We start from the raw sequence: 16,123 nt of genomic DNA, 5'->3' as shown, positions 1-16,123 counted from the left end.
CTGACGTGCGGCCGGGAGCGCCGCCGAAGAGGCGATGAGCCGCTGAAGGAACTCGACGTGTTTCAGATGCAGCCGGGGTATACCGCGCCCACCATCGTGCGCGGCGAGACGAGGGGAGGCCGGATGCGGCTCGCCCCCGCCTCGCTCGACGCCGGTTGCGCGCTGGCGAGGCTCGCCGTCCAGGAGGACATCGACCCAGATTCCGTGCGTCACCGCGTTCGCCCACATCAGCGCTGGTCGGGGCCAATCCGGCTCGTGGAGACCGTCGGGCGTGGAGGGGGTGGAGCACTGGCCAGGTGGCAGCGGCTTCGATAACCACTTATCGGGCAGAGGCCGCTCCGCCGCACCGGCCAGCCGGACGACCTCGCGCCCGTCGCGAGGGAAATTGACACCCGTCGTGTGAGCGTTCACAGTGGGCCCGCGCTCGTCCTTTCGATCTGAAGACTGCACGGGTCGTCATGCGCACCCGCCAGAGATCCTTGTAGCCGGGATTGGCGGCCAGAACGACTCAGGACATGACCATGAGAAAACACAGTGCTTGCATCACGGCGATGATCCTGATCGGGTCCCTGCCCATGTCCTGCGGAGGGGACGAGCAGGTAGCGCCCGTGGAATATCCCCTGACCATCGAGGCGAAGGGGGACGGGACGACTGATCCTCCGCCTGGAACCTACCTGCGCAGGGCCGGCACAGTGGTGACCGTGACCGCCAGACCCGCGCCGAGCGCCGACTTCACGGGATGGAGCGGGGCCGCGAGCGAGGCGGACGACGTCGTGGAAGTCACGGTGGACGGGAACAAGACGCTGACCGCCGCCTTCGAGACAGCGAGCTGGCCGGGCGAGCCCCAGTCCACCTACCTCAACCCGATCCTGCCCGGCGATCACCCGGACATGAACATCTACATCGAGGGGGACGATTTCTACATCACCGGCTCCAGCTTCAACATCTCACCCAACGTCGAGATCCTGCACTCGCGGGACCTCATCCGCTGGGAGCGCGTGTCGCGCGTCGTCGATCCGGCGTGGTCCGGCCTGGAGGCCTCGACCTCGGCGGGGGGCGGGACGTGGGGCGGCTTCATCGTCAAGGTCGCCGCCGGCTACAGGGTCTACTTCGCCGTCAACTTCAACCAGTACTTCGCGGAGGCCGAAAGCCTGGCAGGGCCCTGGGGAGAGCCCGTCCACGTGGAGCCTGTGGGCCCCTACACGCCGCCCGGAGAGGACCCGGAGCTCGTATCGTTCGACCGCGGGACCGGCTATGACGACTCGGTGTTCGTCGACGACGACGGGACCACGTACCTCGTCGTGAAGGCGGGGCAGTGCAAATGGAATGGAGGGACGGGCGGCGAGGAGAACAACTTCGGCGTCAACCTGCTCCAGAAGATCGATCCCGAAACCGGGCAGCTCAGCGGCGAGTCGATCGATCTCAGCTTCGTCAACTGGGACGTGGAGAACGGGGGGTGCGGTGATCCCGCGGCCAACCCCGACAGCGCGGTCGAGGCCAATTGGGCCGAGGGGCCCACCATGACGAAGCGAAACGGCTTCTACTATTACTTCGACTCGACCCACACGGGGTGCGGCGGCGAGCAGTACGGGTGGCGCTCGGCCACGCTGAGCAGCAACCCCGAGGACTGGACGCCGCTGGGCAGCGTCCTCAAGGGAGAGGCCCCGTTCAGCGGCGCGCAGCACAGCACAGCGCCGTTCCAGATCGGCGACGGCACGTGGTGGGTCTTCTCCCACTCGTACGAGTGCGACAGCAACTGGCGTGGCCTGGGTCGGCAGGGGTTGCTCAGCCAGGTGACCTGGATCGACGACGAGAGCGGCGCCGGGGTCCCGGTCGTGAACGCTCGCCTGGGCGAGCCGGCGCCGGCGCCGGCGCTGCCGCCCAGCGACATCCCGTTCCTGCTGCCCGTCAACGACGAGTTCACCGGGGACAAGCTCGCACCGGCCTGGACTTTCTACGGCAACATGCCGTCCGATCGCTACTCGGTCACCGACCGCGCCGGGTGGCTCCGGCTCAAGCCGGCGGAGGACGAGACGCGGTGGGTGATCCAGAAGGACGCGCTGCACGCCAAGGCGATGATCGTGAGGATGGACTTCGCCCCCGAAGCGGAGGGCGACGCGGCTGGCGTTCGCCTGGGCAACGCCGTCCCGGAGCAGGATCTCACGGCGTTCCCGACGTGGGTGCACCCCATCAGCCAGGAGGTGTCGGTGGCGCGCGTCCGGGCGGACGCAGAAGACCGGGTCCGCTTCTCGTTCCGGTCGGTCGTCCCCGTCCTCAACGCCGACGAGAGCGCCTATGAAGCGGTGGACGCGACCGAGATCCGCTTCGATGCCCCGGCGCCGGCCGAGCGCACCCTCTGGCTGAAGCTGGTGCACGGCAAGGACCACGAGGCCACCGGCTGGTTCAGCACGGACCGCCTGACCTGGACCCAGGTGGGCGAGCCGATCGAAATCAGCGCGCTCGAGGACTACGATACAGTCAACATGGGCTGGGTCGGCAGCCAGGCCGGCGTCTTTGCCAGCAACGCGAGCGCTGACTTCGACCTGTTCACGTACCGCGACGGCTTCACCGCGATCGCGGCCGCGGAGCCGGACCAGGAGTCCGGCACCGAGGTTGTGTCGAGCCAGTCGGCAGGACCGGTGCTGGGCGGCCTGGAGGACGGCGACTGGGCCATGTACGGCAGCGTGGATCTGGGCAGCGGCGGCGTGGCGTCGGTCGAGATCGAGCTGCAGGCCTCCAGCGCGAAGGGCGGCGCCGTCGAGGTATGGCTCGACCCGCTGGCGGGCGGCCGCCGCGTCGCGACCTGCGATGTCCCCGCCACCGGCGGCTGGGAGACCTGGACGACCGTGACATGCAAGGTGAGCGCCGCCGGCTCCCACGAGGTCTACCTGAGGGCAAAGGGCGGCTCTGGTGAGCTGCTGCGCCTCGCGTCCCTCCGCTTCGTGCCTGGGAAGAACGGATGAGCTCAGCGTAATGTAGACAATACACCACAGCCGAGTGAACTCGTTGGATCTGTTGATTTTTATATGCGGATCAGCGGATCGTACTTTTGTACATCATGTCGACTGCCGGTCGTTGAACGAAGCCGCCTTCGACGGCAGCTTCATTCGCCCGCGTCGACCGGGTAGGCTGCCGTAGCTGGCCGCGCGTAGGCGGTGATGCCCAGCCGACTCTCCCCTTGCGCCCTGCGCGCTGCCCGTCGTCGCGCCGGGCGGGTGGAGCGTGATGCCGGGCTGGCTGTACGACGGCAGCCCGGCGCCCCGGAGGCCGAGCACGCGGCGCGCCCGCTCGACGTACACATGGCCTCCGGGCGGACCGAACGCGACGAGCGCATACGCCAGCTCGCCGACGTTCCTCCACCGGTGCTCGAGCTACGCGCCTCCCCAGGGGGCCTCGACTCATCGGCGGGAGCTAAATTTTTTTTCGCGCCCCTCGGGCGGGCGGCCGAGCGCGGTCCTTGAAGCGCCGCGGCGGCGCCCCCATCATCGCGGCCGTGCGACGTGTGCAGCTCGTGGAGCTCGAGGATCTCCCCTGGATGCCGGCCGCGATCCGCGACGGCGGCACCGACCTGCTCGACTTCGGCGTCGACCGCATGGGCTTCTACCGCGGCGTCGTGCCGAAGCTCGCCGCGCTCCTCGACCGGACGTCCCGCGCCGAGGTCGTCGACGTGTGCTCGGGCGGCGGCGGCGGCGCGCTCCAGGCGATCCGCGCCCTCCGCAGCGAGCGGCGCGTGGACGTCCGGTTCACCCTGACCGATCGGTACCCGAACGAGGCGGGCCGCGCGCGCGTGGCCGCGCTCGCCGACCCGAAGGTCGTCTACCGCGCGGAGCCGGTCGACGCTCTCGCGGTCCCGCCCGAGCTCGACGGCCTTCGCACGATGTGGGGCGCGCTGCACCACTTCCCGCCCGAGGCCGTGACGGCGCTCGTCACCTCGATCGTCCGCGACGGCAAGCCCTTCGGCTTCTTCGACCTTGCGGCGTCGCCGATGTTGCGGCGGATGCCGGTCGTGTTCGCGCCGCTCGCGATGGGGTTCAACATGGCGATGCTCTTCGCGGGCTCGCTCGCCGCGATGCCCTTCGTGCGCCCGCGGCGGGCGTCGCGTTTCGCGCTCACGTACGTCGCCCCGCTGATCCCGGCGCTCTTCGCGTGGGACGGCACGGTCTCCGCGCTGCGCGCCTACACGCCCGACGAGCTCCTCTCGATCGCGCGCTCGGTGCCCGGGAGCGACGGGTACGCGTGGGACGCGGGGGTCTCCGGATCGGCGCTCTACTTCACGGGATGCCGGCGGGGGGCGTGACGGGGCTCATTTTCCCGCCTTCATCTCGATGACCCGCGGTTTTTTCGGAGCATAACAAATCAGCTCCGGGTGCTCGTCCTTCGTGTTCGCCTTCACGTGCGCAATCACGGCCTCGCCCTGCTCCTTGCTCTTCACCGTGACCCCGAGGCGCCGCCCGCCCTCGTAATACTCCACGAGGCCGATCTCGGCGACGGCGGGGAACGTGGAGAGCGCCTTCCGCGTCGTGGGGAACGTGAATTTCGCGTCGTTTTGCAGGGCCACGTCGTAGAGGTACACGAACGGGGTCTTGCAGTCGGTCTCCGCCTCTCCGGCGCTCGAGTCCTCACGGCGACTCCGCCAGCCGTAGGCTCCGCGATGGTATACTCCCCGGATGCCGTCCCACCACCTCGCTCAGGTCAACATCGCCTTGCCGCTGGAGCCGCTCGACTCGGCGCGGCTGGCCGATTTCGTGTCGGCGCTCGCCCCGGTCAACGCGCTGGCCGACGCCGCGCCAGGGTTCGTGTGGCGGCTGCAGGGCTACGGCGGCGACGCCACCGGGGTGCGGGCGTTCGGCGACGACCAGATCCTCGTGAACATGTCGGTGTGGGAATCGGCAGAGGCCCTGTCCGACTTCGTCTTCCGCAATCCGGAGCACGCCGCCGTGATGCGCCGCCGCCGGGAATGGTTCGTCCCGATGAAGGAGGCGATCACGGCGCTGTGGTGGGTCCCGGCCGGGCACATCCCGACCGTCGCCGAGGCCGAGGAGCGGCTCGAGCACCTGCGCCGGCACGGCCCGACGCCCCGCGCGTTCACCTTCCGCCACCTATTCCCCGCGCCCGACGCGCCGGCCACCGCCGCCGTTCCCGCTCCCGTGGACGATTCGCTGCGCTGCCCTGCCGGCTGAGCGGTCAGCGCCGGGGCCGAGCCGGCTCGGGCCGTCCGGCTCGAACTCGACCGACGTCTTCAGCCAGCACGACTCCGCGATCCGCACCATGAGCCCTGCCTGATCGTACTGGTGTGCCGGCCGGAACCGCACATGGCAGGTCATCACGAAGTCGCCGCCGGCGCGGGTGAAGAGGAAAGGCCCGTTGTCGTTGCGGAAGCCGTAGTGCGTCCGCTGCCAGTAGTCCGTCTTCGCGCTGGGCTCGACCACGAGCACGCTCCGCTCCGGCTCCACTGCCCAGCGCGCCGGCGGGTTACGGCTCGATCCAGAATCTCGCGCCGTGGAGCCGGGCGATCCCTGGAGAAAGCGTTGGACGGCGGTCACCATCCGGCGGATGCGCGGCGCGATCGCGCGGTGCATGGCGAGGCCGAAGAGCGACGCCGCCGTGACGCCGCTGAGGCCGGCGGCCAGGAAGAAGAGGAGGAGGAGCCGCCTGTTGCGCTCAGCGTGGTGTAGACAATATACCACAGCCGAGTGAACTCGTTGGATCCGTTGATTTTTAGGCGGATCAGCGGATCGTACTCTTGTACATTATGTCGACTGCCGGGTAGTGGTCGCATTTGCCCGGAGCGAGTTCACATGAAGGCGGGAAGGCGGGAAGATCATTGGTCTTTTCTTCCCGCCTTCCCGCCTTCATGTTCAAACACGACCACTACCGACTGCCGGTCGTTGGCGGGAAATTCTTGACAGGTCGGAACGGCTTTGCGCGGGCTATCCTCCGCCCCCCCGGGCGCGTCAGGCGATGGCCGCGATGCCCATCGCCTTTCGCCCGATCATGGCGTCAGAAGACGTAGACGCTCTTGGGGATGAACGGCAGCGGGCTCAGGCCGCTCTCCGCGTAGATGGGGTACGGGTAGCCGATGCAGTCCTCGTTCTGGAACATCGCGGCGCCGGCGCCGTTGGTGTTGTAGGCAGAGTGTGCCCTTCCCTCCCAGCCGTGCTCCGGAAGGTTGACGCACGTGCCCACCTGCGGGTTCAGCGCCCGGACGTTGAAGATTTCTCCGCCGTAGCCCTCCTCCTCGAACAGGCAGAGGACGTTGTCGAACGGGCAGGGAATGGGGTCCTCCTGCGCCGAGGCCACCTCGGGGAGCAGCAGGCCTGCCCCCGCGAGGAGGCCGACGCCCAACAGGGCACGCAAGCCCAGGGAGCGGGACGGAGTGAAACGACGGAGCTTCTGAACGTGCTGGAGCAAGTGCATGTGGTTTCCTCCTCCTGCCCACCCATGGGCAGGTACTGCGGAGGGACCTAGCACCGGAGGCTATTCACGCATCCCCTTCTTCGACTGTTGTTAACATGGTTTAGCATAAGAACCACGCGGGTTCGCATGTGCCTGGAATCTTTCATTCATCCCGGATGGTGGCTTCATCGACATGGAAGTTCTTGTGGCGCCTGCCTCGAACTCGTTGCATGGGCGGCACGCGAGGCACACGTTCTCGTCGATCGAGGCCGCAGGGCGCGGAGAGTTCCGACTGCTCCGTCGCAAGCAGCGTGACATGTCACGGTCGCACCGTGACGAGCAGGCGTGACATGTCACGGCCGTCTGCGTGACGCGCGCGGCCCGCGGTGGCCTTCGCCGCTCGCGAAGGTCAGGGCTCCCGCGCCGTCGACGAGCGCCATTCGGCTGGAATCGCCGCGTCCCCGCGGGGGACAGGGACTCGCTCCGGCGCGGAGACGGCGGCGGACAGCAGCGCGCTTTCTCCTGGTATGCGCGTTGCTCTACGGGGCTCCCGGACGGTGCGGGGCACCAGCGTCGCGCCGCCTCAGCCGGGATAACGGCGGGAGCGAACGCCTTTCCTTTCGCCGGTCCTGCGCGAGCTCGACGAGCTCATGGCCGCGCCGTGAGAAACCAACCCGAACAAGAGAGACCGGAGAGACCCATGAACACCACGATTCGAACGTTGCTGCGCGGCGCGGTGGCCGCCTCCATGGCGCTCGGCGCGATGCTGTCGGCCAGCCCTGCCAGGGCGGCTTTGAGCTGCTTCGTCGGCTTCGACGATTTCGATGCGTTGAACGGCATGTGGGCCGACGCGAGGGCGACGTTCACTTATGAGACGGGGTACGCGGACGGCTACCTCGTTCCCTGCGAGGAAGCGGAGGGCTCGTGCTGGACGTATCGCCAGTATTGCGAGGGCATGCAGCAGGGCGCCAATTACATCAACGTGGAGGACGGATCGGGGTACGGTCACTACCACCTGTCCTTCACCAACCCGGGCTTCACGGGGTGTGGCTTCGTCGACCCCGGCGACGGCCAAGGGCCGGGGACCGCCAAGCTGATCGGCGGTGCGTGCGGAATACCGAACTGGCCGGCGGAGCCGCGCAAGCTCCAGTCCCACGTCGCGGACCAGTGGATCAAGGTCTGGAACGGGACCAACGAGAGTTTTCCGCGGCCGTTCAGGATGTCGACCATCACCGTGGGGGACATGCCCATTCAGCTCTGGTACCGCAGGATCAGCGACGGGCAGTGGTTCGTCTATGAATCCCTGGCGGCAAACACGATCCACACGCTGTTCATGGATTACTCGAGCGCGGTGTTCTTCAAGGCTGCCAGCGAAGATGCCGTCGGTCCTTACACGATCTGGAACTTCGAGGTCAACGCCCCCTCTTGAGGCCAGCCGGGCCTCACGACCCCGGACGCTCGCGACGGTCCGCGGCGACACCCAGCAGCATTTTTCAGCCGCGCAGTCGATCTGCCAGGGCAACGACGGCGTGAACGACATCGCCGAGAAGGACGATGTCTTCGGTCAATGACCGCCTGATCCCCCGCCATCGTGGCGGCGCTGCTGCCGCTTCATCTGCCGGGCCTCGTCGCAGCCGCCGCCGCCAGCCGCACGCAGGGTCTCCACGATGACCTTCCGCAAACAGGCGGCCGCCGGGTCCTTGTGCGTCCGCTCATGCCACGCGAGCGAGATCTCGTGCCCGAGGTCCTTCACGGGCAGCTCGACGATCCGGACGGGGAGGTGCGACCCGAGCGCCACGGCGACGCGGCGAGGCATGAACGCCACCAGGTCGCTGGTCGCTGCCGCCATCGTCGCGGCCGCGAAGCCAGGGACCACGAGGGCGATCCGGCGGACCAGGCCCTGCGCGCGGAGGGCCTGCTCGACCATGGCGTGACCACGACCCGGACGGCCGAGCGGGATGTGCACGTCGATGAAGCCGAGCCGCGGGAAGGAGCCCCGCGTCAGACGCTGGCCCACGATCGGGTGATCGTGGCGGACGACCCCCACGGTCGGATCCCGGTAGAGCGGCGCGACGCGCAGCCCAGGGTCGCGCTTCTGTACCCCGAGCGCCGCGTCGAGCCCGCCCGCGGACATGCCCCCCGACGCCACCAGGTAATCGATGCTCACCACGCGGAGCCGCGCGAGCGGCATCTCCCGCGCGAGCGCCGCCGCCACGGGCGGCACGTCCGCGATCTGCGAGTTGTCGGCGCAGGCGAGCGTGAGCTCCCGGGTCGACGAGCGCGGGTCGAACACCCGCCGGTGCTCGATCATCGACCGCAGCTGGCGCATCGCCGCCGCGAGCTCCGGCAGCAGCTCGTCCGCCGCCGGCGTCGGCGCCATGCCGCGGCCATCGCGGACGAGCAGCGGATCGCCGAGCAGCTCGCGGGCCCTGGCGAGCGCGTTCGAGACTGCCGACTGCGTGACGCCCAGCCGGCGCGCGGCGCGCGTCGCGCTGCGCTCCTCGAGCGTGACCGCGAGGACGTGGAGCAGGTTGAGGTCGATGGTCGATAGATTCACCACGGTGATATTATGTATCACGAACCATCACTGGAGATGGCACATGGCCTCTGTCTAGATACGGCCATGTCCACCCGCGAGAGGCGCCCGACCCGCGCTGGTTCCGCCCTGCTCTGGCTCGCCGCCGCCGGCCTCGCCGCCGCGGGCTGCGACGACTTCCACGATTGCGATCCGCCCGATGCAGCGCGCCAGGCCGAGCTGCCCTCGGCGCTGTCGGAGACCGGCCTCTACGCTGACATCGCCGCGCGCGCGGTGGCGAGCGACGTGGTGGCCTACGAGCCCGGGTTCGCGCTCTGGAGCGACGGCGCCGAGAAGCAGCGGTTCATCCGGCTGCCGCCCGGCGCGCAGATCGACACCGGCGATCAGGATGCATGGCAGTTCCCCGACGGGACCCGCCTGTGGAAGGAGTTCCGGAGGGATGGGGCGCTCGTCGAGACCCGCCTGCTCGCCAAGGTGGGCCCCGCCCCCGACGACTGGGCCTCGGTCGCCTACGTCTGGAACGCCGACGGGACCGACGCGCTCGCGACGCCCGGCGGCGCCGCGGACGCGCGCGGGACGCCGCACGACGTGCCCGCGGCGGCCGAGTGCATGGGCTGCCACGGCGGGACCAGGAGCCGCGTGCTCGGCTTCTCCGCGATCCAGCTCGCCACGAGCCGGGGCGAGGTCGACCTCGACGAGGTCATCGCCCGCGGGATGCTGTCGGAGCCTCCGGGCCGGCCGATCCAGCTGCCCGGAGACGCCGTGACGCGCGATGCCCTCGGCTGGCTGCACGCGAACTGCAGCCACTGCCACAACCGGAGCCGCCCGAAGAGCGACGGCGCGCGCTGCTATGACCCGGAGCGCAGGTTCGATTTCACGCTCCGGGTCGGCGAGCTCGCGTCCGTCGAGTCGACGGCCACCTACCGCACCGCCGTCGGCCCGGTGATCGACCCGGGCGATCCCGACGGCAGCGATGTGGTGGAGCGCGCCCGGAGGCGCGATCCGGACTGGCCTTCGATGCCGCCCCTCGGGACCGAGATCGTGGACGAGGCCGGGCTAGCCGTGCTCCGCACCTGGATCCTCAGCCTCTAGAGCGGCGGTCACCCGCTTCGGATACGGGCCCATCTCGGCGTTTTCGGTGCTCAGCGCACCGGAGTGCGCTTGCGCGCCGAAAACGCCGATCTGGGCCCGTCTCCTGTGCGGGTGACCGCCGCTCTGCTCTGCGCGTCGGGGGAGACCGCGGCTCTGCGCGTCGGGGGAGACCGGCGCTCTGCGCGTCGGGGGAGACCGGCGCTCTGCTTCATCTCCGAGCGCGAAGCCATCCGAGGCCGCGGGGGCCGGCGGCGCGAGGCCTGGCGTCGCGCCGCGGTCCGTGGTTTCACTCGATCACGATGAGAGTGCAGACAGGCGATGTCCGGCTGTTCTTCGATGTGGAAGGGGCGAAGCTCGTCCCCGAGGGGCCCGCGATGCGGGAGCGACCTACCGTGATCCTGCTGCACGGCGGGCCGGGAGGCGATCATACCGAGTTCGTGCCGTTCGGCTCGGCGCTCGCCGAGGTGGCGCAGGTCGTCTATCTGGATCACCGCGGCTGCGGGCGCAGCGATCGCAGCGGGCCGGAGCGGTGGAACCTCGAGACGTGGGCGGACGACGTGCGGGCGTTCTGCGACGCGCTCGAGATCGAGCGGCCCGTCGTGCTCGGAAACTCGTTCGGAGGCATGGTGGCGCAGGCGTACGCGGCGCGATACCCCGATCACCCCGGGAAGCTGATCCTGACGAGCACAACCGCGAAGCTCCGCCTCGATCGCATGCTGCCCGTCTTCGAGCGGCTCGGGGGCGCGCAGGCGGCCGACATCGCGCGCCGGTTCTTCGCGGATCCGATGCCCAATTTCCACGACTACATCCGTGTCTGCCTCCCGCTCTACCGCCAGTCGCCGCCGGAGGAAGACGCGCTCCGCCGCGCGGTCCTCCACCTCGACGTGGGCGGCTATTTCGTGGCGGGTGAGATGCAGACCTACGACCTACGCGCGAACCTCGCGCGCGTCCGGTGCCCCACCCTCGTGCTGTCCGGCGATCTCGACCCGTTCGCGACGACCGCGGATGCGCGCGATCTCGTCGCCGCCTTGCCCCGGGAGCTCGTCCAGGCGCGGAGCTTCCCCCGCGCCGGGCACGCGGTGCTCGACGACGCGCGCGACGAGGCGCTCGCAACGATCCGGGAGTTCCTTGGCGCGCCCTGAGCGAGGGACGCCCGAGAGCCGAGCGCGCGGGTCCTACCCGCATGGGGCGGAGCCGCCCGCGCCCCCTGCAAGGGCACAAAAAAAGAGCGCCCATTCGACGGCGGGGGGGGAAGCCGTCACGGGCGCTCTGGTTTACGTCCTTAGCAGGATGCGGGCCAGGGTGATCCTTCAGGCTTTCCCTGGGTTTTCCCTGAGGCAAACGCCTGATGCCTTTCATTCGTGAGATCGGGGCTTGCAGACATGGCAGCTCGGTCGCCCAGAAGGCAGGGCGTCGCGCCCGCCGCGTACCGCGTTATCCGATGAAGCCTGGCGCCGCCCGCCGCGTACCGCGTTATCCGGTGAGGCCCGGCGAGCCGCGTCACCTCCGAGGCACCCGCGCGACGCCGGCCAGGGCGGCGCCCCGGCGGCTCCCTCAGGGGTCACCCTCCGCGTCGTCGCCGCCGGCGGCCTCGTCGGTCGCCGTGCGCCGCCCGAGCCAGCGGCGGAGCTGCGTCCGGTGCACGCCGAGCTCGCGGGCCGTGCGCGCCACGTTCCCCCCTTCGCGGCGCAGCACCGCCTCGATGACCTCGTCGGCGGGCAGCGACGCCGCCCGCCGCGTCTGCCGCTCGCCCGGCGGGGGCAGCGACGATGGCTGGCTCCTCCCCGCGGATTGCTCCGGCGCGCTCGCCTGTGGCGCGACGAAGGCTTGCCCCGCCGAGGGCGACAGGTGCCGCGTCTGGACCACGGGGCTCTCCTCGAGCTGCGCCGCATGCGCCGCTGCGCGGATCTCCGCCATCATCTCCCGCACGTTGCCGGGCCACGCCCGCACGAGGCACGCCTCGATGAGCGACGCGTGGGCCACCAGCGGCGCGCTCTCCTGGCCGCGCTCGACAGCAGCGACGGCGCTCCGCAGCGCCGCGTCCACGAGCCACGGCACCTCCTCGGGCCGCTCGTGGAGCCGCGGAATCCGGACCGCCGGCTGCGCGATGCGGAAGTAGAGATCCTCGCGGACCTTCCCTGCGGCCACCTGCGCGCGCAGGTCCTTGTGGCTCGCCGACACGAGCGCGAAGTCCACCTGCACGGGCCGCGCGGCCCCGAGCGGGATCACCTCCTTTGCCTCGAGCGCGCGGAGGAGCTTCGCCTGCACCCCGAGGTCGAGCTCGGCCACCTCGTCGAGGAAGAGGACCCCGGCGTGGGCGGCTTGCACGTACCCGTCGGCGTCGGCCACGGCGCCCGAATAGGCCCCCTTGCGCGCGCCGAAGAGCAGCCGCTCGGCGAGCCCGTTGGGGATGGCGGCGCAGTTCACGGCGATGAACGGCCCCCCGCGCCGCGGGCCGAGGGCGTGGAAGGCCCGCGCCGCGTGCTCCTTGCCGGTCCCGCTCTCGCCGGTGATGTGGAGCGTCGCTCCGAGGTGCGCCGCGCGATCGATCGCGTACCACGCACGGGCGAGGGTCGCCCCGAGGATCGTGGCCCCGGCCGTGGAGATCCCCGCCCGGAACGGCGCCACGTCGGCCCGGATCACGAACACCGATGAGCCCGTGCGCAGGATGCGCAGCTCACCGCCCGCGCGCGCGCCGGTCAACGGAACGCCGTCGAGCGACGTTCCGTTTCGGCTATTGAGGTCCTCGACCTCCCACTGGCCCTGGGTCCAGCGCACGCGCGCGTGTTTGCGCGACATCCGCAGGTCGTCCAGGGGGACGCCCCCGACCTCGCCGCGCCCGAGAGTGAGCTCGCCGTCCTCGAGCGGGAGGACATCGCAGCGAGGGCTGTCACCGGAGAAGACGAGCACCAGCCCCGGTGTCGGCTTCGTGGAACACAAGGGTTCCGAGGCCGCTCCGAGCGCGTCGTCCAGGGTCGTCGTGAATGTCGTGGGCGCCACGTCGCCGACGAGTGTAACGTGGACCCGCAGCGGGAGCGACGCCGTTGCCGGCGCGCTCGCCGTCGACCCGCAGGCCCGCCGCGCTGCGAAAGCGAAGATCCACGGGCTCACGCCGCCGGGCGCGATCGAGCCGAGCGCCGTCAGTTCGGCAAGGGGAGCCAGAGCTGGCCGTCGGCGCTCTTTCCCCAGCAATAGACGGTGCCGTCGGCCTTCACCCCGCAGTTATGGCTCCTGCCCACGCGGAGCTCCACGAAGGTCCCCGCGGGGTCCGTCGCCACGTCGCGGTCATCCGACCCCCAGCAGTGGATCGTGCCGTCCGTCTTCAACCCGCAGCTGTGGTAAGAGCCCGCGCCGACCTGGGTGTACGTCCCCGCCGGCGCGGTGGCCTGGCCGAAGTTGTTGTCTCCCCAGCAGTAGACGGTGCCGTCTGTCTTCAGCCCGCAGTTGTGTTCCAAGCCCGCGCTGACCTGCTGGTAAAGACCAGGAGGCGTGTTGGTCTGGCCGATGTCGTTGTATCCCCAGCAGTGCACGGTGCCGTTCTTTCTCACCGCGCAGCTGTGACTTTCGCCCGCGCTGACGCTGAGGAAGTCGCCGTCCTGATCCTCGGCCCTGCCGTTGAGATTCTGGCCCCAGCAGTCCACATCGCCGAGCGTCGTTACCCCGCAGTTGTGGTAGGAGCCCGCATCGATCTGAACGAAGGGGCCAGCGGGCGCGGTGATCTGACCGTGCGTGTTGTCCCCCTTGCAGTCCGCCGTGCCGTCCGCCTTCAGCCAGCAGGTGTGTTGGAAGCCCGCGCTCACCTGGGTGAAGGTGCCAGCGGGCGCCACGCCCCAGGGAGAAGTCGTGTCTCCCCAGCACTCCTCCGTGCCGTCCGCCCTGATGCCGCAGCTGTGATTGTTGCCCGCTGTGACGTGGGAGAACGCCATCGTCGGCGGCGCGGTCCGCCCTGACCCGGGATATCCCCAGCAGCCCACACGGCCGGTCGCCGTCACGCCGCAGGTGTGGTCTCTCATCGCGTTGATCTGGGTGAAGTAGGCGTAGGGCGGCGAGGCCTGATCCTCGGTGTCCCTCCCCCAACAGTGGACCAAGCTGTCCGTCCGCAGGCCGCAGCTGAAGTCGTGGCCCAGGGTGACCTGGGTGAAGGTGCCGACCGGATCCGTGGCCTCGCCATAGGTGTTGCTCCCCCAGCAGTGGACCGCGCCGCTCTTCCGCACCCCGCAGCTGTGGTGAGCGCCCACGCTGACCTGGGTGTAGATGTACGGGGGGGCCGTGCTCTGTCCCTGGGCGTTGAGACCCCAGCAGTGGACGCTACCGCTCGTCATCACCCCGCACGTGTGGAAATCGCCCGCGGCGACCTGGGTGAAGGTCCCCGACGGATCCGTCGCCTTGTCGTAGTCGTCGTTCCCCCAGCAGTGGACGGTGCCGTCCGTCCTGATCCCGCAGTTGTGGTCGTGGCCCGAGGCGACGTGGGTGTAGCTGCCCGGCGGATCCGCGCTCTGTCCATGGCTGTTGTCTCCCCAGCAGTTGACCGCGCCGGTCGCCGTCACCCCGCAGGAATGACGGGTGCCCGCGCTCAGCTGCCGGTAGGCGCCGGCCTGCGCCGTGGACTGGCCGTACGTGTTGTCCCCCCAGCAGATCATCGTGCCGTTCGCCCGGAGCGCGCATGTGTGCAAGGTGCCCGCCACGACCGTGACGTGCCCGAAGACGCTCCCGATCGCCGGATCCGCCTCGTCGGTGCCCCAGCAGTCGACCGTGCCGTCCAGCCTCAGTCCGCAGGTGAGCCCGCGTTGCGTGCTGATCTGGGAGAAGATGCCCGGAGGATCGATCGCCCCGCCATGCGCGTTGTCTCCCCAGCAGTCGACGGTGCCGTCCGGCTTCAGCCCGCAGCTGTGATAGACGCCCACGCTGACCTGGATGAAGGTGTCCGGGGGGGCGTCGAGCTGACCTTCATTGCTGCGCCCCCAGCAGTGGACCGTCCCGTCGGTCCTCAGCGCGCAGCTATGGTACGAGCCCGCGCTGACCTGGGTGTACGCGCCCGTCTGGTCCGTGCCCTGACCATAGGTGTTGTTGCCCCAGCACCTGATCGTGCCGTTCCACCGCACCGCGCAGTTGTGAAGGTCGCCTGCGCTGAGCTGTGTATACTGCGACAGCTGATCCAAGCTCTGGCCGTGGTTGTTGCGCCCCCAGCAGTCGATCGTGCCGCTCGTCCGCAGCGCGCAGGTGTGATCCCGGCCAGCGCTGACCTGGACAAAGGTGTAGTCGGGACCCGGGGGATCCAAGGGGTCCGCCGAGAGATCCACGGGGGCTGTGGCCTGACCATCGGTGTTGCGGCCCCAGCAGCGGACCCTGCCGTTCATGCCGACCGCACAGCTATGGGCGTCGCCCGCGCTGACCTGGAGGTATTTGCCCGCGGGCTCGTCGGCCTGGTGCTCGTCGTTGAGACCCCAGCAATCGATCGTGCTGTTCGGCCTCAGCGCGCAGGCGTGGCCGCGGCCGGCGCTCACGATCGACTCGTCGAATGCGGCGTGGAGCGGCGTGTCGTCGTCGCGGAGGGCTTGCGGGACCGTGGCGAGCTCGTCGCCGACGTCGGCGCCGGGCGCGCCCGGCATCTCGCCGGCGCACCCGAGCATGGCGAGCGCCGAGGCGCCCAGCGCGAGCGAGAAGCCGAGCCTCCGGCCGCGGCTCGCGCGCGAGCTCACGACCGCCGGTTTTCTGGACGTAAGGTGCAACATGGGTCCTCGAAGATGATTTGTTAAGGTCAGGAGAGAAGAGCGGCAGGAGCCCTCGCCGACCCTTGTCGTGGCGGAGGCAGGAGGTCGCCCTCGGCGCAGGCTCGTGCGAAAGGGCTCATGGCAATCGGTGTGCCCGGAACGATCGCCGGGCCACCTCGAGCGGCGCGATAGGCGGCGTCCGCGGCGTGCACTGCTCGAAGGGCGGGGCTCATGGCGCGGCGGTCCCTGCCCGAGAGCGAGCCGGCGGCGCCGGACGAATGGCACGTGCCACGTGCCACGTGCCACGTGGGCGCGCGTGCCACGAGCTCGGGGTGCCGGCGGCTCACGACAGGACACATGGCTCTTGGCGATCGACGCCGCGGGGACG

Annotated in this window: 12 protein-coding genes; 6 read left to right on the top strand and 6 right to left on the bottom strand. The window is 69.9% G+C overall.

Annotation, left to right across the window (positions count from 1 at the left end; translation table 11 throughout):
* The first annotated feature begins 521 nt into the window (after positions 1–521).
* A complete protein-coding gene (locus WME97_RS35335; RefSeq protein WP_437544213.1) occupies positions 522–2,963 on the top strand; it encodes a family 43 glycosylhydrolase in 2,442 nt (813 codons plus the stop codon).
* Positions 2,964–3,493: 530 nt separating this feature from the next.
* Entirely contained in the window at positions 3,494–4,297 is an 804-nt protein-coding gene (locus WME97_RS35330) for a hypothetical protein (protein WP_437544211.1), read from the top strand.
* Positions 4,298–4,303: 6 nt separating this feature from the next.
* Here the strand turns inward: WME97_RS35330 and WME97_RS35325 are convergent, their stop codons facing one another.
* Entirely contained in the window at positions 4,304–4,573 is a 270-nt protein-coding gene (locus tag WME97_RS35325; RefSeq protein ID WP_437544209.1) for a hypothetical protein, read from the bottom strand.
* Positions 4,574–4,667: 94 nt separating this feature from the next.
* Here WME97_RS35325 and WME97_RS35320 point away from each other — a divergent pair, with 94 nt between their 5' ends.
* On the top strand, positions 4,668–5,180 hold the full coding sequence (locus tag WME97_RS35320; RefSeq protein WP_437544207.1) for a DUF3291 domain-containing protein: 513 nt from the start codon (positions 4,668–4,670) through the stop codon (positions 5,178–5,180).
* Here the strand turns inward: WME97_RS35320 and WME97_RS35315 are convergent.
* Both WME97_RS35315 and WME97_RS35310 read right to left on the bottom strand, forming a co-directional pair.
* Positions 5,100–5,687, bottom strand: a complete 588-nt coding sequence (locus tag WME97_RS35315) for a DUF1349 domain-containing protein (protein WP_437544205.1) — start codon at positions 5,685–5,687, stop codon at positions 5,100–5,102. The genes WME97_RS35320 and WME97_RS35315 overlap by 81 nt on opposite strands.
* 313 nt (positions 5,688–6,000) lie before the next feature.
* Positions 6,001–6,417, bottom strand: coding sequence for a peptidase inhibitor family I36 protein (locus WME97_RS35310; RefSeq protein WP_437544203.1), 417 nt, complete (start codon positions 6,415–6,417; stop codon positions 6,001–6,003).
* Positions 6,418–7,096: 679 nt separating this feature from the next.
* Here WME97_RS35310 and WME97_RS35305 point away from each other — a divergent pair.
* Positions 7,097–7,825 (top strand): hypothetical protein, encoded by a 729-nt coding sequence (locus WME97_RS35305; protein ID WP_437544201.1) that lies wholly within the window; start codon positions 7,097–7,099, stop codon positions 7,823–7,825.
* A gap of 135 nt (positions 7,826–7,960) precedes the next feature.
* Here the strand turns inward: WME97_RS35305 and WME97_RS35300 are convergent, their stop codons facing one another.
* Positions 7,961–8,956 carry a LysR family transcriptional regulator gene (locus WME97_RS35300; RefSeq protein WP_437544199.1) on the bottom strand — a complete coding sequence of 332 codons (996 nt, stop codon included), beginning with the start codon at positions 8,954–8,956 and terminating at the stop codon, positions 7,961–7,963.
* Positions 8,957–9,019: 63 nt separating this feature from the next.
* Between WME97_RS35300 and WME97_RS35295 the strand changes: the two genes are divergently transcribed.
* Together WME97_RS35295 and WME97_RS35290 are read left to right on the top strand one after the other, a co-directional pair.
* Complete coding sequence (locus WME97_RS35295; RefSeq protein ID WP_437544198.1) at positions 9,020–10,024, top strand: hypothetical protein; 1,005 nt, start codon at positions 9,020–9,022, stop codon at positions 10,022–10,024.
* Positions 10,025–10,323: 299 nt separating this feature from the next.
* Positions 10,324–11,166, top strand: coding sequence for an alpha/beta fold hydrolase (locus tag WME97_RS35290; RefSeq protein ID WP_437544196.1), 843 nt, complete (start codon positions 10,324–10,326; stop codon positions 11,164–11,166).
* 412 nt (positions 11,167–11,578) lie between these two features.
* Here WME97_RS35290 and WME97_RS35285 read toward each other — a convergent pair whose 3' ends face one another.
* Both WME97_RS35285 and WME97_RS35280 read right to left on the bottom strand, forming a co-directional pair.
* A complete protein-coding gene (locus WME97_RS35285) occupies positions 11,579–13,024 on the bottom strand; it encodes a sigma 54-interacting transcriptional regulator (protein WP_437544194.1) in 1,446 nt (481 codons plus the stop codon).
* A 140-nt stretch (positions 13,025–13,164) separates the two neighbouring features.
* Positions 13,165–15,756: an RTX toxin gene (locus tag WME97_RS35280; protein WP_437544192.1), complete on the bottom strand. Its 2,592-nt coding sequence runs from the start codon at positions 15,754–15,756 to the stop codon at positions 13,165–13,167.
* Positions 15,757–16,123 lie beyond the last annotated feature (367 nt).

This window comes from Sorangium sp. So ce367 (assembly GCF_051520455.1).
GTDB lineage: Bacteria > Myxococcota_A > Polyangia > Polyangiales > Polyangiaceae > Sorangium > Sorangium cellulosum_B.
Note: the sequence above shows the minus strand (reverse complement) of the source record. Positions and strands in the feature narration are given on the sequence as shown.